This window comes from Streptococcus oralis (genome assembly GCF_001579525.1).
Taxonomy (GTDB): Bacteria; Bacillota; Bacilli; order Lactobacillales; family Streptococcaceae; genus Streptococcus; species Streptococcus oralis_M.
The window spans coordinates 343311-363486 of sequence record NZ_KQ970788.1 but is presented as its reverse complement, the minus strand read 5'-3'; the positions used below and the strand labels follow the sequence as shown (position 1 = coordinate 363486).

General features: G+C 41.9%; 19 protein-coding genes. 18 read left to right on the top strand and 1 reads right to left on the bottom strand.

The genetic code is table 11. From position 1 onward, the window contains the following. The first annotated feature begins 114 nt into the window (after positions 1-114). Complete coding sequence (locus tag SORDD25_RS01740) at positions 115-951, top strand: DegV family protein (RefSeq protein ID WP_061852396.1); 837 nt, start codon at positions 115-117, stop codon at positions 949-951. Positions 952-1057: 106 nt separating this feature from the next. Next, positions 1058-1333: an HU family DNA-binding protein gene (locus SORDD25_RS01735; protein ID WP_001284636.1), complete on the top strand. Its 276-nt coding sequence runs from the start codon at positions 1058-1060 to the stop codon at positions 1331-1333. Positions 1334-1444: 111 nt separating this feature from the next. Here SORDD25_RS01735 and SORDD25_RS01730 read toward each other — a convergent pair whose 3' ends face one another. Next, entirely contained in the window at positions 1445-2431 is a 987-nt protein-coding gene (locus SORDD25_RS01730) for an L-lactate dehydrogenase (RefSeq protein WP_061852395.1), read from the bottom strand. A 193-nt stretch (positions 2432-2624) separates the two neighbouring features. On the opposite strand from SORDD25_RS01730, the gene gyrA reads away from it, so the two are divergent. From gyrA to SORDD25_RS01650, 16 genes are all read left to right on the top strand, one after another. Next, positions 2625-5093, top strand: a complete 2469-nt coding sequence (gene gyrA, locus SORDD25_RS01725; protein WP_061852394.1) for a DNA gyrase subunit A — start codon at positions 2625-2627, stop codon at positions 5091-5093. Further along, the gene (locus SORDD25_RS01720; RefSeq protein ID WP_061852393.1) at positions 5093-5848 is read left to right on the top strand and encodes a class A sortase; all 756 of its coding nucleotides are present in this window, start codon (positions 5093-5095) and stop codon (positions 5846-5848) included. The genes gyrA and SORDD25_RS01720 overlap by 1 nt, the downstream gene beginning before the upstream one ends. 199 nt (positions 5849-6047) lie before the next feature. After that, entirely contained in the window at positions 6048-6845 is a 798-nt protein-coding gene (locus tag SORDD25_RS01715; protein ID WP_000254787.1) for a formate/nitrite transporter family protein, read from the top strand. Between the two features lie 149 nt (positions 6846-6994). Then, on the top strand, positions 6995-8275 hold the full coding sequence (locus SORDD25_RS01710) for an O-acetylhomoserine aminocarboxypropyltransferase/cysteine synthase family protein (RefSeq protein WP_061852392.1): 1281 nt from the start codon (positions 6995-6997) through the stop codon (positions 8273-8275). Between the two features lie 93 nt (positions 8276-8368). Then, positions 8369-9643 (top strand): DUF2130 domain-containing protein, encoded by a 1275-nt coding sequence (locus SORDD25_RS01705; protein WP_061852391.1) that lies wholly within the window; start codon positions 8369-8371, stop codon positions 9641-9643. A gap of 11 nt (positions 9644-9654) precedes the next feature. Then, complete coding sequence (truB, locus tag SORDD25_RS01700; protein WP_061852390.1) at positions 9655-10533, top strand: tRNA pseudouridine(55) synthase TruB; 879 nt, start codon at positions 9655-9657, stop codon at positions 10531-10533. A 110-nt stretch (positions 10534-10643) separates the two neighbouring features. Continuing rightward, the gene (gene udk, locus SORDD25_RS01695) at positions 10644-11282 is read left to right on the top strand and encodes a uridine kinase (protein ID WP_001181376.1); all 639 of its coding nucleotides are present in this window, start codon (positions 10644-10646) and stop codon (positions 11280-11282) included. 128 nt (positions 11283-11410) lie between these two features. After that, complete coding sequence (gene xseA, locus SORDD25_RS01690; protein WP_061852389.1) at positions 11411-12751, top strand: exodeoxyribonuclease VII large subunit; 1341 nt, start codon at positions 11411-11413, stop codon at positions 12749-12751. Next, a complete protein-coding gene (locus tag SORDD25_RS01685) occupies positions 12729-12941 on the top strand; it encodes an exodeoxyribonuclease VII small subunit (RefSeq protein ID WP_000043226.1) in 213 nt (70 codons plus the stop codon). The genes xseA and SORDD25_RS01685 overlap by 23 nt, the downstream gene beginning before the upstream one ends. Next, on the top strand, positions 12938-13813 hold the full coding sequence (locus SORDD25_RS01680; RefSeq protein ID WP_061852388.1) for a polyprenyl synthetase family protein: 876 nt from the start codon (positions 12938-12940) through the stop codon (positions 13811-13813). The genes SORDD25_RS01685 and SORDD25_RS01680 overlap by 4 nt, the downstream gene beginning before the upstream one ends. Beyond that, positions 13806-14621, top strand: coding sequence for a TlyA family RNA methyltransferase (locus tag SORDD25_RS01675; RefSeq protein WP_061852387.1), 816 nt, complete (start codon positions 13806-13808; stop codon positions 14619-14621). Before SORDD25_RS01680 ends, SORDD25_RS01675 begins: the two co-directional genes overlap by 8 nt. Beyond that, on the top strand, positions 14614-15045 hold the full coding sequence (locus SORDD25_RS01670) for an arginine repressor (protein WP_001034390.1): 432 nt from the start codon (positions 14614-14616) through the stop codon (positions 15043-15045). The genes SORDD25_RS01675 and SORDD25_RS01670 overlap by 8 nt, the downstream gene beginning before the upstream one ends. A gap of 6 nt (positions 15046-15051) precedes the next feature. Further along, positions 15052-16719: a DNA repair protein RecN gene (recN, locus tag SORDD25_RS01665; RefSeq protein ID WP_061852386.1), complete on the top strand. Its 1668-nt coding sequence runs from the start codon at positions 15052-15054 to the stop codon at positions 16717-16719. Continuing rightward, on the top strand, positions 16720-17448 hold the full coding sequence (locus SORDD25_RS01660; RefSeq protein ID WP_061852385.1) for a metallophosphoesterase family protein: 729 nt from the start codon (positions 16720-16722) through the stop codon (positions 17446-17448). 78 nt (positions 17449-17526) lie between these two features. Further along, positions 17527-19350 (top strand): translation elongation factor 4, encoded by a 1824-nt coding sequence (gene lepA / locus SORDD25_RS01655; protein ID WP_049505907.1) that lies wholly within the window; start codon positions 17527-17529, stop codon positions 19348-19350. A 141-nt stretch (positions 19351-19491) separates the two neighbouring features. Next, positions 19492-20115 (top strand): hypothetical protein, encoded by a 624-nt coding sequence (locus SORDD25_RS01650; RefSeq protein WP_061852384.1) that lies wholly within the window; start codon positions 19492-19494, stop codon positions 20113-20115. Positions 20116-20176: the final 61 nt, after the last annotated feature.

Genomic DNA, 20176 nt, shown 5'->3' with positions numbered 1-20176 from the left:
ATTATACCAAAAATTCAGTTCTTTTCATCGGATCGCTTATGATTTTTTATCATTTTTTTGATATAATAAAGGAGAAAATCCCAATCCTATCGAGAAGACTAGAAAGATTGAATTATGACACAAGTAAAAATTGTAACGGACTCTTCTGTTACTATCGAACCAGAAGTAGTTAAAGAATTAAATATCACTGTTGTCCCTCTATCAGTTATGATTGATAGCGTGCTTTATTCGGATGCAGATTTGAAAGAGGGAGAATTCCTTCATCTTATGCAACAAAGTAAGAATTTGCCTAAAACAAGCCAGCCCCCTGTGGGAGTGTTTGCTGAAGTCTTTGAAGAACTAAGTAAAGACGGCAGTCAAATTATCGCCATTCACATGTCCCATGCCTTGTCTGGAACTGTGGAAGCTGCTCGACAAGGGGCAAGCCTCTCAACTGCTGATGTAACGGTTATTGATAGTTCCTTTACAGATCAAGCGATGAAGTTCCAAGTTGTTGAAGCCGCAAAACTTGCTAAAGAGGGTAAAGACTTAGAAACGATATTAGCTCATGTAGAGGACGTCAAAAATCATACAGAACTCTATATCGGTGTTTCGACGCTAGAAAACTTAGTTAAGGGTGGTCGTATTGGACGTGTGACAGGATTACTAAGCTCCCTCTTGAATATTCGTGTAGTAATGCAGATGAAAAACCACGAACTCCAACCAATCGCCAAAGGACGTGGAGCGAAAACTTTCAAAAAGTGGCTTGAGGAATTAACCAATACTCTTTCCCAAAAATCAGTTGCAGAAATTGGAATTTCCTATGCTGGAACGAACGAATTGGCGAATGAGATGAAGGCATTATTGCAACCTTATGTTGAGAAACCAATCTCTGTATTGGAAACTGGCTCTATTATTCAAACTCATACTGGAGAGAATGCTTGGGCGGTTCTAATTCGCTACAATTCCTAAAAAAATAGAGAAAAATGGTCAAAATAGTGTTTTTGACTTGACCTATAGCCGATTTTAGGATATGATTATATTTGTTAATTAGAAATTATTTGGAGGATTTGTTAACATGGCAAACAAACAAGATTTGATCGCTAAAGTAGCAGAAGCTACAGAATTGACTAAGAAAGATTCAGCAGCAGCAGTTGATGCTGTATTTGCAGCAGTAACTGAATACCTTGCAGCTGGTGAAAAAGTTCAATTGATCGGCTTTGGTAACTTTGAAGTTCGTGAGCGTGCTGCACGTAAAGGTCGCAACCCACAAACTGGTAAAGAAATCAAAATCGCAGCTTCTAAAGTTCCAGCATTCAAAGCTGGTAAAGCTCTTAAAGACGCTGTTAAATAATGAATTTTCAAAAAGCCTATTGTATCAAGCTTTCTAGCTTGGTCAGTAGGCTTTTTTTATTGCTTTGGGGCAAAAAGAAAAAGGTTCCCATGTTTGAGAACCTTCTTTTCATTAGTTTTTAGAAGCAACTTGGAATTCAGGGTTTTTCCATGCTTCATCAATGATAGCTTGCAATTCTTTAGCAGATGCTTGCATTTTTTGAGTTTCAGCATCGTTCAATGGGATGTTTACTGGACGAACGATACCGTGTGCACCAACAACAGCTGGTTGACCGATAAAGACATTCTTAACACCGTATTGACCTTCTTGGAAGACTGAAAGTGGAAGTACTGCATTTTCGTCATCAAGGATTGCTTTTGTGATACGAGCAAGTGCTACAGCGATACCGTAGTATGTAGCTCCTTTTTTGTTAATGATTGTGTAGGCAGCGTCACGAACACCTTCGAACAATTCAATCAATTCAGATTCTTGAACGTTTTGAGTATCTTTAAGGAATTCTTCAAGGTTTACACCAGCGATGTTAGCGTGTGACCAAACGGCAAATTCTGAGTCACCGTGTTCACCCATGATGTAAGCGTGAACTGAACGAGCGTCTACATCCAATTTTTCAGCAAGGGCTTGACGGAAACGTGCTGAGTCAAGTGAAGTACCTGAACCGATAACACGTTCTTTAGGGAATCCAGAGAATTTCCAAGTTGAGTAAGTCAAAACGTCAACTGGGTTAGCTGCAACAAGGAAGATACCATCGAAACCTGATTCAACAACTTGTGTTACGATTGATTTGTTGATAGCCAAGTTTTTACCTACAAGGTCAAGGCGAGTTTCACCTGGTTTTTGAGGAGCACCTGCAGTGATAACAACAAGGTCAGCGTCTGCACAGTCAGAGTATTGAGCAGCGTAGATTTTTTTAGGTGAAGTGAAGGCAAGGGCATGGCTAAGGTCAAGCGCATCACCAACAGCTTTTTCGTGTAATTGTGGAATTTCGATAATTCCAAGCTCTTGTGCAATTCCTTGGTTAACAAGTGCGAAAGCGTAAGATGAACCTACTGCACCGTCACCAACAAGGATCACTTTTTTGTGTTGTTTAGTTGAAGTCATTATCTAAACATCTCCTTCATTTTTTTTAGGGGAATCCCCAGACAATTTCATTCTATCACTTTTAAAAAGCTTTGTCACGAATATTCTATTCGGTTATCGATGTAAACGTTTTAGTGGTTTTCAAAGACTGAAATGAAGGACAAATTATGGTATAATATATCTAATTACTAATAGTGAAATGAGGCATTTATGAATGCAGGATAGAAATTTAGTGAATGTCAATCTGACAAAGGAGATGAAGACCAGCTTTATCGACTACGCCATGAGCGTTATCGTCGCGCGGGCCCTTCCTGATGTTCGAGATGGCTTAAAACCTGTTCACCGTCGTATTCTTTACGGAATGAATGAACTAGGTGTTACACCAGACAAACCTCATAAAAAATCAGCCCGTATTACAGGGGATGTTATGGGTAAATACCACCCACACGGAGATTCCTCAATTTACGAAGCCATGGTTCGTATGGCTCAGTGGTGGAGCTACCGTTACATGCTTGTTGATGGGCATGGAAACTTTGGTTCTATGGACGGGGACGGTGCTGCCGCGCAGCGGTACACTGAGGCACGTATGAGCAAGATTGCTCTTGAAATGCTTCGTGACATCAATAAAAACACAGTTGATTTCGTAGACAACTACGATGCTAACGAACGTGAACCCTTGGTTTTGCCAGCTCGTTTTCCAAACCTTTTGGTCAATGGAGCAACGGGTATCGCCGTTGGGATGGCAACCAATATTCCACCTCACAACTTGGGTGAAACCATTGATGCAGTGAAGTTGGTTATGGATAATCCTGAAGTGACGACTAAGGACTTGATGGAAGTCTTGCCTGGTCCAGATTTTCCGACTGGTGCTCTTGTTATGGGGAAATCAGGTATTCATAAGGCTTATGAGACTGGTAAAGGTTCCATTGTCCTTCGTTCTCGTACAGAGATTGAAATCACTAAGACGGGTCGTGAGCGTATCGTTGTAACGGAATTCCCTTATATGGTTAATAAAACCAAGGTGCATGAGCATATTGTTCGCTTGGTTCAGGAAAAACGAATTGAGGGCATTACAGCCGTACGTGATGAGTCCAACCGTGAAGGCGTTCGCTTTGTAATCGAGGTTAAACGCGACGCGTCTGCCAACGTTATCCTTAACAACCTCTTCAAGATGACCCAGATGCAGACCAACTTTGGTTTCAACATGTTGGCGATTGAAAATGGTGTGCCAAAAATCTTGTCCCTTCGTCAAATTTTGGATGCTTATATCGAGCACCAAAAAGAAGTGGTTGTTCGCCGTACTCGTTTTGACAAGGAAAAGGCGGAGGCGCGTGCGCACATCTTAGAAGGTCTTTTAATTGCACTTGACCATATCGATGAAGTGATTCGTATCATTCGTGCCAGTGAAACAGATGCGGAAGCGCAAGCTGAGTTGATGAGCAAGTTCAAGCTTTCTGAACGTCAAACTCAAGCCATCCTTGATATGCGTCTTCGTCGTTTGACAGGATTGGAACGTGATAAGATTCAGTCTGAATATGATGAATTAATTGCCTTGATTGCAGATTTGGCTGATATTCTTGCCAAACCTGAGCGCGTGGCTCAAATTATCAAAGAAGAATTGGACGAAGTCAAACGCAAGTTTGGTGACAAACGTCGTACGGAGTTGATGGTCGGTGAAGTCTTAACTCTTGAAGATGAAGATTTGATTGAAGAAACTGATGTCTTGATTACCCTATCTAACAAGGGCTATATCAAACGTTTGGACCAAGGTGAGTTTACTGCTCAAAAACGTGGTGGTCGAGGAGTCCAAGGTACGGGAGTTAAGGATGATGACTTTGTGCGTGAGTTGGTTTCAACCAGCACCCATGATCATCTGCTCTTCTTTACCAATAAAGGGCGCGTATACCGACTGAAAGGTTATGAAATCCCTGAATACGGTCGTACTGCTAAGGGCTTGCCAGTTGTCAATCTATTGAAGTTGGACGAAGGTGAGAGTATTCAGACCATCATCAACGTTGAGTCTGAACGTAGTGATGACGCCTATCTCTTCTTCACAACCCGTCACGGTGTCGTGAAACGAACCAGTGTTAAAGAGTTCGCTAATATTCGTCAAAATGGACTGAAAGCCTTGAATCTCAAAGATGAAGACGAATTGATTAATGTCTTGCTGACAGAAGAAGATACGGATATTATCATTGGTACCAAGTTTGGTTATGCTGTTCGCTTTAATCAATCAGCTGTTCGTAGCATGAGCCGTATCGCGACAGGTGTTCGAGGAGTCAATCTTCGTGAGGGTGACACAGTAGTTGGCGCTAGCGTGATTACAAACCAAGACGAAGTTCTTATCATCACTGAAAAAGGATATGGTAAACGTACACTTGCTACGGAATACCCTACCAAAGGCCGTGGTGGTAAAGGGATGAAGACAGCTAATGTTGCTGAGAAGAATGGTCCTCTGGCAGGTCTCCTCACTGTTAAGGGGGATGAAGACCTGATGATTATCACAGATACAGGTGTCATGATCCGTACAAATGTTGCCAATATTTCACAAACTGGACGCTCAACTATGGGAGTTAAGGTGATGCGTCTAGATCAGGATGCTAAGATTGTGACCTTTACAACGGTTGCTGCGGCAGAAAAAGAAGAAGTTGGGACTGAAATTGAAACAGAAGGTGAAGCATAATGTCTCATAGAAGAACGAAAAATAAAAAGAGTAAGAAAAACAAGCGCAGAAATCTATTTATCAATATTTTAGCGGGTTTCTTAATTCTTTTATCGCTAGCTTTAATTTTTAATTCAAAGATTCGCGATCTCTTTTTGGTCTGGAATACCAATAAATACCAAGTCAATCAAGTCACTAAGGAAAATATAGATGAAAATCTAAAAACCGAAGGAAATTTTGATTTTGACTCTGTTAAGTCTATTTCATCTGAAGCTGTATTGGCTTCACAATGGGATGCTCAGAAACTTCCCGTTATTGGAGGTATTGCTATTCCCGAAGTGGAGATTAACCTCCCTATTTTCAAAGGGTTGGATAATGTAAACTTGTTCTACGGAGCAGGGACCATGAAACAAGACCAAAAAATGGGAGAAGGCAACTATTCTCTAGCCAGTCACCATATCTTTACTGCTGAAAATGCCAGTCAAATGCTCTTCTCACCTTTGGTCAATGCCAAAGCAGGTATGAAAATTTACCTGACGGATAAGGATAAAGTTTATACTTATGAGATTACAGAAGTTAAACGTGTTACACCGGACCGTGTAGATGAAATTGAAGATCGTGATGGCGTAAAGGAGATTACTTTGGTTACCTGTGTTGATTATAATGCGACCGAGCGTATAATTGTCAAAGGTATCTTTAAAGAATCAAAAGCTTATTCTGAGACTTCTGAGGATATTTTGAAGGCCTTTAATCAACCGTATAGACAACGTTATTAAGAATGAATGAATCAGTGAAGTGCTATTTCACTGGTTTTTTATGTCAACAAAATAGGATCAAAATAGTTCTTATGAAAAAGGACAGGAATGCTTACGATATAGATTTTTAAGATAAATATTTTAGAAATTCACAGAAAACGCTTTCTAGAAAACAAGAATTATGTTATAATTATCACAAATAAAAGTTTAGGAGTTGTTTATGGTCTCTTCAGAATTTATTTCAAAGATTGAATTTGCTTGCAAGAAGAAAGAAAGTCTTTATAGCCAAAGCAAGTTTAAGTATGCGATTCGTTCCATGTTTGCAGGTGCCTTTCTAACATTTAGTACGGCTGCGGGTGCGGTTGGGGCTGACTTGATTAATAAGATCGCTCCAGGTAGTGGACGTTTCCTCTTCCCATTTGTTTTTGCTTGGGGATTGGCCTACATTGTTTTCTTGAATGCTGAGCTGGTAACTTCGAATATGATGTTTTTGACAGCTGGTAGTTTCTTGAAAAAAATCTCTTGGAGAAAAACAGCTGAGATTTTACTTTACTGTACCTTGTTCAACCTTATCGGAGCTTTGATAGCAGGTTGGGGCTTTGCCCACTCAGCAGCCTATGCAAATCTAACACATGATAGCTTCATTTCAGGAGTTGTAGAGATGAAGTTAGGCCGTTCCAATGAGTTAGTCTTGCTTGAAGGTATTTTAGCCAATATCTTTGTAAACATTGCCATTCTTTCATTTGTTTTGGTGAAAGATGGTGGGGCCAAACTTTGGCTTGTTTTGTCAGCAATTTACATGTTTGTATTCTTAACAAACGAACACATTGCTGCGAACTTTGCTTCTTTTGCGATTGTTAAGTTTAGTGTTGCAGCAGATTCAATTGCTAATTTTGACATACCTAATATTCTTCGTCACTGGGGTGTAACCTTTGTCGGAAACTTTATCGGAGGAGGTCTCTTGATGGGCTTGCCATACGCCTTCCTCAATAAAAACGAAGATACTTATGTCGATTAAAAAACGGGCACGAGTTAATCGTGCTTTTTTGTTTGATATGTAAGACTAGTCATAGTTGTTCCTTATATCAAAATATAGAAAAACGGTATTGGAAAAGACTAGCCCAAGATGATACAATATCCCTAATGAAGCTATTTGGAGGTCGTCATATGACTCGTGATTTTAAATTTGAAACCCTACAATTACATGCTGGGCAAGTAGTTGATCCGGCAACTAAGTCTCGTGCAGTACCGATTTATCAAACAACATCCTTCGTTTTTGATGACACGCAAGAAGGTGCCGATCTGTTTGCCTTGAGAAAACCAGGGAATATCTATACTCGTATTACCAACCCTACAACAGCGGCATTTGAAGAAAGAATCGCTGCTCTTGAGGGTGGTGTTGGAGCACTAGCGACAGCATCAGGGATGGCTGCTGTAACCTACACTATTTTGGCGCTTGCTCACGCAGGTGACCATGTGGTGGCTGCGTCAACTATTTACGGTGGGACCTTCAACCTCTTGAAGGAAACCCTTCCTCGTTATGGAATCACAACTACCTTTGTCGATGTGGATAATTTGGAAGAAGTGGAAGCAGCTATCAATGACAATACCAAGCTTGTCTTGATTGAAACCTTGGGGAATCCCTTGATTAACATTCCTGACTTGGAAAAATTGGCTGAGATTGCGCATAAACACCAGATTCCTCTCGTTTCGGACAACACTTTTGCCACACCATATTTGATTAATGTCTTCTCTCACGGTGTAGATATTGCCATTCACTCAGCAACTAAGTTTATTGGTGGGCATGGTACGACTATTGGAGGAGTGATTGTCGATAGCGGTCGTTTTGACTGGGAAGCTTCAGGAAAATTCCCTCAATTTGTTGAGGAAGATCCGAGCTACCATAACTTGAGCTATACTCGGGATGTGGGTGCAGTAGCCTTTATTATCGCTGTTCGTGTTCAATTGCTCCGTGATACAGGTGCTGCCTTGTCGCCATTTAATGCCTTTCTCTTGCTCCAAGGGCTTGAAACTCTCTCTCTTCGTGTTGAACGTCATGTGCAAAATGCAGAGAAAATTGTTGATTTCCTTGTCAACCATCCTAAGGTAGAGAAGGTAAATTATCCAAAACTAGCTGACAGTCCTTATCATGCCTTGGCTGAGAAATATTTGCCAAAAGGTGTTGGTTCAATCTTTACCTTCCATGTTAAAGGTGGAGAGACAGAAGCTCGCAAGGTGATTGATAATCTGGAAATCTTCTCTGACCTTGCAAACGTAGCAGATGCCAAATCTCTTGTTGTCCATCCTGCGACAACCACTCACGGTCAGTTGTCAGAAAAAGACCTAGAAGCAGCAGGTGTAACACCAAACCAAATTCGCTTGTCGATCGGTCTTGAAAATGTAGAGGATTTGATTGAAGACTTGCGTTTGGCCTTGGAAAAAATTTAAGTAAAAGAGATAAACAGTGGGTTTCGACTCACTGTTTTTGATTTTCCCTCAGGCATGATATAATGGTTACAGAAGTCTAGAAAGAGGAAAGTTATGAACGAAATCAAATGTCCCAACTGTGGGGAAGTCTTTACAGTAAATGAAAGCCAGTATGCCGAACTCATATCTCAAGTGAGAACGACAGAGTTTGATAAGGAATTACACGATCGCATGAAGCAGGAGCTGGCCTTGGCTGAGCAGAAGGCTATGAATGAACAACAGACTAAACTGGCTCAAAAGGACCAAGAAATTGCGCAACTGCAGAGTCAAATCCAAAACTTTGATACAGAGAAAGAGTTGGCCAAGAAAGAAGTTGAACAGACAAGTCATCAGGCTTTATTGGCAAAGGACAAGGAAGTACAGGCCTTGGAAAACCAATTGGCTACCTTGCGTTTGGAGCATGAAAATCAACTGCAAAAGACCCTTTCTGACTTAGAAAAAGAACGGGATCAGGTTAAAAATCAGCTCCTCTTGCAAGAAAAAGAAAATGAGCTTTCTCTTGCTTCTGTTAAACAAAACTATGAAGCCCAGCTCAAGGCAGCTAGTGAACAAGTCGAATTCTACAAGAATTTCAAAGCTCAACAATCCACAAAAGCTATCGGGGAAAGTTTGGAACAGTATGCAGAGAGTGAGTTTAACAAGGTTCGTAGTTTTGCCTTTCCAAATGCCTACTTTGAGAAGGATAACAAGGTCTCTGCGCGTGGCTCTAAGGGTGACTTTATCTTCCGTGATTTTGATGAAAATGGTCTAGAGTTCATTTCCATCATGTTTGAGATGAAAAATGAAGCAGACGGAACAGAGAAGAAGCATAAGAATGCGGACTTCTACAAGGAATTGGACAAGGACCGTCGGGAGAAGAACTGTGAGTATGCAGTTTTGGTGACTATGTTAGAATCAGATAACGACTACTTTAACACAGGGATTGTTGACGTTAGCCACGAGTATGAAAAGATGTATGTGGTCCGTCCTCAGTTCTTCATCCAGTTGATTGGTCTCCTGCGAAATGCTGCGCTTAATTCTTTGAAATATAAGCAAGAGTTGGCACTTGTCCGTGAACAAAACATTGATATCACTCACTTTGAGGAAGATTTGGATGCCTTTAAACTAGCCTTTGCCAAGAACTACAATTCAGCTTCAACTAACTTTGGTAAAGCCATCGACGAAATTGATAAGGCCATCAAACGCATGGAAGAGGTTAAGAAATTCCTAACCACATCCGAAAACCAACTCCGCCTCGCTAATAACAAATTGGAAGATGTTTCAGTCAAAAAATTGACCCGAAAAAATCCAACTATGAAAGCGAAATTTGAAGCGCTGAAGGGGGAGTGAGAAAGCAACATATGAACGGTATTATTAACTTAAAGAAAGAAGCGGGGATGACTTCGCATGATGCGGTTTTTAAGCTGCGTAAGATTTTGGGAACCAAGAAAATCGGTCATGGTGGGACCTTGGACCCGGATGTGGTGGGTGTTTTGCCCATTGCGGTGGGCAAGGCGACCCGCATGGTCGAGTTCATGCAGGATGAGGGTAAGGTCTATGAGGGGGAGATCACTCTTGGTTATTCAACGACGACTGAGGATGCCAGTGGAGAAGTGGTCGCAGAGACACCTGTTTTGTCGCCCTTGGATGAAACCACTGTCGATGAAGCGATTGCGAGTCTGACTGGGCCTATTACTCAGATTCCACCTATGTATTCGGCTGTTAAGGTTAATGGTCGCAAGCTCTATGAGTATGCGCGTGCAGGTCAGGAAGTGGAGCGTCCAGAACGTCAGGTGACCATTTATCAATTTGAACGAACAAGTCCGATTTCTTATGAGGGCGAACTTGCAAGTTTCACTTTTCGTGTAAAATGCAGTAAGGGAACTTATATCCGTACCTTGTCAGTTGATTTGGGAGAGAAGCTGGGTTACGCGGCCCATATGTCCCATCTGATTCGAACCAGTGCTGCAGGTTTGCAGCTAGAAGATGCTCTTACCTTGGATGAAATTACTGCAAAAGTGGAGGCTGATCAACTGGACTTTCTCCATCCTCTTGAAATTGGAACAGGGGACCTTGTCAAAGTTATCCTAACTCCAGAAGAGGCTACAGAAGTGCGGTTTGGTCGTTTTATCGAGCTAGACCAAACAGACCAAGAACTGGCTGCCTTTGAGGGAGATACATTGCTAGCCATTCTAGAAAAAAGGGGCAATTTCTACAAACCAAGGAAGGTTTTTGTCTAGTTTAACTAGATTGTGGGGATGGATTTGTTTCCCATAGACTATCCAAATCAGACTATAAATTTTGTAAAAAATGTGATAGAATAGACGACGGATAAAAAACGGAGGATAGCATGCAAAATAGACCAATCATTATCGGAGTGACAGGTGGTTCTGGTGGTGGTAAAACCAGTGTTTCAAGAGCCATTTTATCTCATTTTCCTGATGAAAAAATTTCCATGATTGAGCATGATTCATACTACAAGGATCAGTCTCACTTGACTTTTGAAGAGCGTGTCAAAACCAACTACGACCATCCATTTGCCTTTGATACAGACTTGATGATCGAGCAGATTAAGGAATTGTTGGCAGGGCGCCCGGTGGACATTCCGACTTACGACTATACTGAACATACACGAAGCAGCAAGACCTATCGTCAGGAGCCTCAGGATGTCTTTATCGTTGAGGGGATTCTGGTCTTGGAGGACAAGCGTCTGCGCGATTTGATGGATATCAAGATTTTTGTGGATACAGATGATGATGTGCGTATTATTCGTCGGATCAAGCGTGATATGGAAGAGCGTGGACGTAGCCTTGACAGTGTCATTGATCAGTACTTAGGTGTGGTCAAACCTATGTACCACCAGTTTATCGAGCCGACCAAACGGTATGCCGATATCGTCATTCCTGAAGGGGTCAGCAATACCGTTGCTATCGACCTTTTGACCACCAAAATTGCAAAGATTTTGGAAGAAGCACGAAACAGCAAATAATCAGATGAGGAGGCAATGCCTCCTTTTTCTATTTTTCCTTTAGTTTCAGTAGGAAAAAGGTGATTTTTAAGCATGTTTTTGGTATAATAATACCCATGGAAAAGCAAGAAAATGAATAATAGGTGGAGATGGAAAAGTATTTATCGGTAACAACTTTGACCAAGTATCTGAAAATGAAATTCGATAAAGACCCTTACTTGGAACGGGTCTATTTAACTGGTCAAGTTTCCAACTTTCGTAAACGACCTACTCACCAATATTTCTCCTTAAAAGATGATCATGCAGTCATTCAAGCGACCATCTGGTCTGGGATTTATCAAAAATTAGGTTTCGACTTGGAAGAGGGAATGAAAATCAATGTGATTGGGCGTGTGAAGGTCTATGAACCCAGCGGGAGCTACTCCATCATCATTGAAAAGGCTGAGCCTGATGGGGTCGGGGCGCTTGCGATTCAGTTTGAACAACTTAAGAAAAAATTGACGGAAGAAGGTCTGTTTCAAGAACGTTTCAAGCAACCTCTTCCCCAGTTTGCTAAGCGAATCGGTGTGGTAACCAGTCGCAGTGGAGCCGTTATTCGAGATATTATCACGACCGTCAGCAGACGTTTTCCTGGTGTCGACATTCTTCTCTATCCGACCAAGGTACAAGGTGAGGGAGCGGCGGAGGAAATTGCTCGAAATATTGCGAGTGCCAATCAATGTGAGGACCTAGATGTTCTCATCATTGGTCGTGGTGGAGGTTCCATCGAGGATCTCTGGGCCTTTAACGAAGAAATTGTGGTACGGGCTATTTTTGAATCTCGTTTGCCAGTTATTTCTAGTGTTGGGCATGAAACAGATGTGACCTTGGCGGATTTTGTGGCAGATCGCCGTGCTGCAACGCCAACAGCTGCAGCTGAACTGGCAACGCCTGTGACTAATTTGGATGTGTTAACCCATTTGCAAAATCAGGAAAAGCGGATGGCAACAGCAGTTCAGAATGTCATGTCAAGAAAAAAAGAAGCTCTGAAAAAATGCAGTCAGTCAGTCATCTTTAGACAGCCAGAGCGTTTGTATGATGGTTATTTACAGCGGTTAGATCAACTGCAACTGCGATTAAAACAAAGTTTGCGAACACGGATTTCTGATAATAAACAGCTAGTCCAAGCAAGGACGCATCAACTAGTCCAATTATCACCTGTTACCAAAATCCAGCGTTATCAAGACTGTCTAAGTCAGTTGGACAAGCTCCTACGCAGCCAAATGGCGCTGGTTTATGATGCCAAGGTTGCTGAAGTCAAGAGACTTTCAGAAGCTCTACTGATGTTGGATACCAGTCGAATAGTGGCGCGTGGTTATGCTATTGTCAAAAAAGAAGAGTCAGTAGTCGATTCTGTTGAGATGTTGAATAAAAAAGACCAAGTGACGCTTTTGATGCGAGATGGTCAAGTAGAATTAGAGGTTAAAGATGTCAAAACAAAAGAAATTTGAGGAAAATCTAGCAGAACTAGAGACCATTGTCCAAAGTTTGGAAAATGGTGAAATTGCTTTAGAAGATGCAATTGCGGCCTTTCAAAAGGGCATGGTCTTGTCAAAAGAGCTCCAAGCGACGCTGGACAAGGCTGAAAAGACCTTGGTTAAGGTCATGCAAGAAGACGGAACAGAAAGTGATTTTGAATGAAGAAGCAAGAAAAATTAGCTCTTGTCGAGTCTGCTTTGGAAGATTTTTATGGAGACCAGCAGTTTGCTTCTAGTCTACGAGAGTCCGTTCTCTATTCCATTCATGCTGGGGGCAAGCGTATTCGGCCTTTTCTCTTGTTAGAGGTTCTGGAAGCCTTGCAAGTCGCTATTAAACCAGCACACGCGCAGGTGGCTGCGGCCTTGGAAATGATTCATACAGGGAGCTTGATTCACGATGATCTTCCAGCCATGGATGATGATGATTATCGTCGGGGGCGTTTAACCAATCATAAGAAATTTGGCGAAGCGATGGCAATATTGGCAGGAGATGCTTTGTTCCTAGATCCCTATGCCTTAATAGCGCAGGCGGATTTGCCAAGTCAGATCAAGGTGGATTTGATTGCCAACTTATCCCTTGCTTCAGGAAGTCTAGGCATGGTAGCAGGTCAGGTTTTGGACATGGAGGGCGAACACCAGCATTTGTCCTTGGAAGAACTTCAGACCATTCATGCCAATAAGACTGGAAAATTGCTAGCTTATCCCTTTCAAGCAGCTGCTATCATAGCTGAATTAGCACCAGAAATCCAAGTAAAACTGAAAACAGTTGGTGAATTGATTGGACTGGCCTTTCAAGTTCGAGATGATGTGCTGGATGTGACAGCTAGTTTTGAGGAAATCGGCAAGACTCCACAAAAGGATTTGCAGGCTGAAAAATCAACCTATCCAGCCTTGCTGGGTTTGGAGGAGGCCATTGCCTTTTGTAACAAAACCTTGGATCAAGCTAATGCCAAGTTAGAAGAAATTGCCCAGCAAGTCAGCTTTGAAACAGAGCCGATTGTGAAAGTAGTAGAAAGTTTGAGAATCAATGGCTAAGGAAAGAGTGGATGTACTAGCTTATAAACAGGGCTTGTTTGAAACGCGAGAACAGGCCAAGCGCGGTGTAATGGCAGGTCTAGTCGTAGCAGTCCTTAATGGAGAACGCTTTGACAAACCAGGAGAGAAAATCCCAGATGACACTGAACTAAAACTCAAGGGTGAAAAACTCAAGTATGTCAGTCGAGGTGGTCTAAAACTAGAGAAGGCCTTGGAGGTCTTTGATTTGTCAGTCGAGGGAGCGACAACGATTGATATTGGGGCTTCCACTGGAGGATTTACTGACGTCATGTTGCAAAATGGTGCTGAGTTGGTCTTTGCAGTCGATGTTGGCACCAATCAGTTGGCTTGGAAATTACGCCAAGACCCGCGGGTTGTCAGCATGGAGCAGTTTAATTTTCGTTACGCTGAAAAGACTGATTTTGAGCAGGAACCGAGCTTTGCCAGTATTGATGTGAGTTTCATTTCCCTCAGTCTGATTTTGCCTGCTTTGCACCGTGTCTTGGCTGATCAAGGTCAAATTGTAGCTCTGGTTAAGCCCCAGTTTGAAGCAGGTCGTGAGCAGATTGGGAAGAATGGAATCATTCGAGATGCCAAGGTTCATCAAACTGTCCTTGAATCTTTCACTACTATGGCAGTTGAACAAGGTTTTTCAGTTCTTGGATTAGACTATTCACCAATCCAAGGTGGACATGGAAATATCGAATTTCTGGCATATTTGAAAAAGGAAGAGGGAGCAAGTAATCAAGTTGCCCCTGAAATAGAAAAAGTTGTAGAGAGAGCACATAGAGAATTTAAAGATGAATAAAAAAGAGAGACTTGAAAAAATTAGAAGATTTGTTACGGATTATCAAATCGGGACTCAGGAAGAAATCGTTGAGCATTTGAAGGAAGCAGGTATTTCTGCTACTCAAGCCACTGTCTCAAGGGACATCAAAGAGCTTGGTATTGTTAAAATTCCTTTGAAGAACAATACTTATATCTATGAGTTGCCAAAATCAATCGTTAAGAGTTTGCAGTTGGCTGAGGACAACATTGTGAGTTCTGAGTTAATGGGAAATATGATCAACCTTGCTGTCATTCCTGGAAATACTATTTTTGTGAAGAGTCAGTTGGTTGAGGCATTCTCTGAACAGATTTTTAGCTGTCTAGCTGATGATGATTCTATCTTAATTGTAGCTAGAACAGCAGAGGCAGCTGAGGAAATTGTTGAACAAGTCAAAAAATGGTAGGTCAGTATGTTACTTGAAATTTCGATAAAAAACTTTGCCATTATTGAGGCGATTTCCCTCAATTTTGAAAAGGGTATGACTGTTTTAACCGGGGAAACGGGTGCTGGAAAGTCTATTATTATCGACGCTATGAATCTCATGTTGGGGGCTCGTGCAACGACAGACGTTATTCGTCACGGTGCGCCAAAAGCAGAGATTGAGGGGCTTTTCTCAGTTGAAAATAGTCGCCTTTTACAGGAATTTTTTGATGAGCAAGGTTTGGAAATGGGTGATGAAATTATCATCCGCCGGGAAATTTTGCAAAATGGTCGTAGTGTTAGTCGCGTGAATGGTCAGATGGTCAATCTCTCTGTCTTGCGTGCTATTGGGCAGCACCTTGTGGATATCCATGGCCAGCATGACCAAGAGGAGTTAATGCGTCCTCAACTGCACATCCAGATGTTGGATGAGTTTGGTGATACAGCTTTCTTGGACTTGAAGGAGACCTATCAGACGATCTTTGATGCTTATCGCAAAATGCGCAAGCAGGTTCTTGAAGTTAAGAAAAACCAGCAGGAACACAAGGATCGTATTGAGATGTTGGAATTTCAAATGGCAGAGATTGAGGCAGCGAACTTGCAGGCTGGTGAAGACTTGGCTCTCAACCAAGAACGAGATAAGCTTCTCAATCATAAAAATATTGCGGATACGCTAACCAATGCCTACAGTATGCTGGACAATGAGGAATTCTCCAGTCTTGCTAATGTCCGTTCAGCCATGAATGACATGGAAAGTGTCGAAGAGTATGACCCTGAATACCGTGAAATTTCAAGTTCTCTGTCAGAGACCTACTATGTTTTAGAAGATATTACAAAGCGTTTGGAAGATATTATCGAGGACTTAGATTTTGATGGTAATCGCCTCATGCAGGTTGAAAATCGCCTAGACCTTCTGAATACTATTACCCGCAAGTATGGTGGAACTGTGGACGACGTTTTGCTTTATTTTGCTAAGATTACGGATGAGTACAATCTCTTGACAGGTAATAACCTTTCTTCCGAAGACATGGAAGCAGAGCTCAAGAAATTGGAAGTTAATCTTGTCGATTTGGCAGGGCAGCTTGCATCTGCTCGTCATGATTTGGCCCAGCAGCTTGAAGCAGAGATAAAACAAGAACTGCAAGATCTCTATATGGAGAAGGCTCAATTTCAGGTTCGCTTTAGTAAGAGCAAATTCAGCCGTGAAGGAAATGAAGCAGTTGAGTTTTACATTTCTACTAACCCAGGTGAAGACTTTAAACCTTTGGTTAAGGTTGCGTCTGGTGGGGAATTATCCCGTCTCATGTTGGCTATCAAGTCAGCCTTTTCTCGTAAAGAAGGCAAGACCAGTATTGTCTTTGATGAGGTGGATACGGGAGTTTCAGGTCGTGTAGCCCAAGCCATCGCTCAGAAGATTCATAAGATTGGCCAGCATGGTCAGGTTTTAGCTATTTCTCACCTTCCACAAGTGATTGCCATCGCGGATTATCAATTCTTTATTGAGAAGATTAGTGATGAGCACTCTACAGTGTCGACGGTTCGACTCTTGACTTTAGAAGAGCGAGTAGAGGAAGTAGCTAAGATGTTGGCTGGGGAAAATGTAACCGAAGCTGCCCTTACCCAAGCCAGAGAATTATTGCAAACGAGGATGAAATAAATGACAGACTATTATGTAATTGGAGATGTCCATGGAAAAGCAGGTATGCTGGAAGACCTTCTCAAAACATGGGATGGTCACACCCAGTTGCTTTTTCTAGGGGATTTGATTGACCGTGGTGAGGATAGTCGCCGTGTTCTAGAAATGGTAAAAGACTTGGTCGACAATCATGGAGCTATCTGTCTATCAGGAAACCACGAGTATATGTTTTTGACTTGGCTTGATGACCCAGAAGAAAGCTATGACCATTATCGTCGCAATGGTGGTGATACAACCATTAACTCTATTTTAGGTCGTCCCTTGGATGCACCAGTTGATGGGGTAGAAGATGCCAAACGTGTTGCGACTGAAGCAGCAGACTTGGTCGAATTTATTCGTCAAATGCCTTTTGTAGTAGAGACAGACAAATATATCTTTGTGCATGCTGGTATTGATTTGACTTTGGATGATTGGCATGAAACGACTGATTACAAGAAAGTCTGGCTCAGAAAGCCATTCCACGAAGCCGAAAATCATACTGGGAAAATCATTGTCTTTGGGCATACACCAGTTTATGGTTTACTGAAGCAAGACCGAGGTACTGCTGAGCTTTGGATAACAGAAGATGGCAAGATTGGCATGGATGGAGGAGCTGTTTATGGTGGTGTCTTGCATGGGATTGTCTTTACAGACCAAGGTATGACAGAACACCACTTTATCGAAAATGATGGTTTTATTGCCGAAGATTAGTACTCCTAGCAGGGTATGGTCTTGTCAAAATGTTAAAAACAATTTATAATTAATAGATACCCTGAAAGGAAGAGCGTCATGAACTTAGAAGAATTAAAGAAACGACAGGAGAAGATTCGAAACTTCTCTATTATCGCCCATATTGACCACGGGAAATCAACGCTGGCAGACCGCATTTTGGAAAAGACGGAGACCGTTTCTAGTCGTGAAATGCAAGCCCAGCTTCTGGATAGTATGGATCTTGAGCGTGAACGTGGGATTACCATTAAACTCAATGCTATCGAGCTCAATTACACTGCAAAAGATGGCGAAACCTATATTTTCCACTTGATTGACACACCTGGGCACGTGGACTTTACCTATGAAGTGTCGCGTTCGTTAGCTGCCTGTGAAGGAGCAATTTTGGTGGTTGATGCGGCCCAAGGGATTGAGGCGCAAACACTTGCCAACGTTTATCTAGCCTTGGACAATGATTTGGAAATTCTTCCTGTTATTAACAAGATTGACCTACCGGCAGCTGATCCTGAGCGCGTGCGTACAGAGATTGAAGATGTTATTGGACTAGATGCCAGTGAAGCAGTATTAGCTTCTGCCAAAGCTGGTATTGGTATTGAAGAGATTCTTGAGCAGATCGTTGAAAAAGTGCCAGCTCCAACTGGTGATGTTTCAGCTCCATTAAAAGCCTTAATTTTTGACTCAGTTTATGATGCTTATCGTGGGGTTATCCTCCAAGTGCGTGTTATGGACGGAGTGGTTAAACCTGGCGATAAGATTCAGCTCATGAGCAATGGCAAGACCTTTGATGTGACGGAGGTCGGTATTTTCACGCCGAAAGCAGTTGGTCGTGATTTTCTTGCGACAGGTGACGTTGGTTATATTGCGGCTTCTATCAAGACAGTTCAAGATACGCGCGTGGGTGATACAGTTACTCTAGCAAGCAATCCTGCAGCAGAACCGCTAGATGGCTACAAGCAGATGAATCCTATGGTCTTTGCAGGTCTTTATCCAATCGAATCCAACAAGTACAATGACCTTCGTGAAGCCCTTGAAAAATTGCAGCTCAACGATGCCAGCCTGCAGTTTGAACCAGAAACATCTCAGGCCCTTGGATTTGGTTTCCGTTGTGGATTCCTTGGACTTCTCCATATGGATGTTATCCAGGAACGTTTGGAGCGTGAGTTCAACATTGACCTTATCATGACAGCTCCGTCTGTTATCTATAAGGTTAACCAAACTGATGGTGAGTCTATGGATGTGTCTAACCCCTCTGAATTTCCAGACCCAACCAAGATTGCGACCATTGAAGAGCCTTATGTCAAGGCGCAAATCATGGTACCGCAGGAGTTTGTCGGAGCAGTAATGGAACTGGCTCAGCGCAAGCGTGGAGACTTTGTGACCATGGACTATATTGATGATAATCGTGTCAATGTTATCTATCAAATTCCACTTGCTGAAATCGTCTTTGACTTCTTTGATAAGCTTAAGTCTTCGACGCGTGGTTATGCAAGCTTTGACTACGAATTGTCAGAGTACCGCCCATCTAAACTGGTCAAAATGGATATCCTTCTCAATGGGGACAAGGTGGATGCTCTCAGCTTTATCGTTCACAAGGATTTTGCCTACGAACGTGGGAAACTCATTGTTGATAAGCTCAAGAAAATCATCCCTCGTCAACAATTTGAAGTGCCGATTCAAGCAGCTATTGGGCACAAAATCGTGGCTCGTACTGATATCAAGGCCCTTCGTAAGAACGTACTTGCCAAGTGTTATGGTGGTGACGTTTCTCGTAAACGCAAACTCCTTGAAAAACAAAAAGCTGGTAAGAAACGCATGAAAGCTATCGGATCAGTAGAAGTCCCACAAGAAGCCTTCCTTAGCGTCTTGAGTATGGATGAAGAATAGAAATAAAAAAAACTCTTGAAGATTTTTCAAGAGTTTTTGCTTTAAATGAGAGTGATAAAATCGGAAGCTAACAGAATAGATTAGGTTAGAATTTGACAGAAGTCCTTATTTTTCTTATAATGCAGATGGAAAGGTGGTAGGATGAAAAAATTATTAATTTTAGGTACTGTAGTTACTGCTAGTGTTTTTCTAGCTTCATGCTCCAATAAATCGCAAACAGCAGCCAAAGAAAGTTCGACTGCGGTTGTTAATTCTTCTAGCAGTCAGGAAACGAGTAGCTCTAGCTCTGCTGCTTCTGAAGCGAAAAAGGAAGAGACGCAAATCATCGGCTCGAATGAGTATGGGTTTGTCAAGGTACCCAAATCATGGGTTCGATTCCATGAAGTAGAAGGTGGAAATGATATACAGTATTGTGATGGAACAGATATCAACATTGTTACACTGAATACCTTCAAGGCTGAGCAGTTTAATATCAGCGAAGAAGAGTATGCTAAACTGGATGTTGTGACTGTCTCATCTAGTATTTTAACTTCCAAAGAACAAAGCTCAGATTTTAGTAAGGTTTGGGGCTCCAAATCAACCATTGGAGGTAATGAAGCCTATGTTGTCAATGCAATTGCTAAGTCAGGGAAATACCTCGTTACCTGGGTTTTCCGATCAAATGATGGTAAAATCCGCTATGTTTCACTTGAAGGGGATGGGGAAACTTTAAAAACAATCTTACCGATGGTTGAAAGTAGCTGGTCAACTACTAAAGCTGAATAAATGAAAAAAAGAAGATCCTTGGTCTTCTTTTTATTTTTTTTTACGAATAGATAGATGAGTA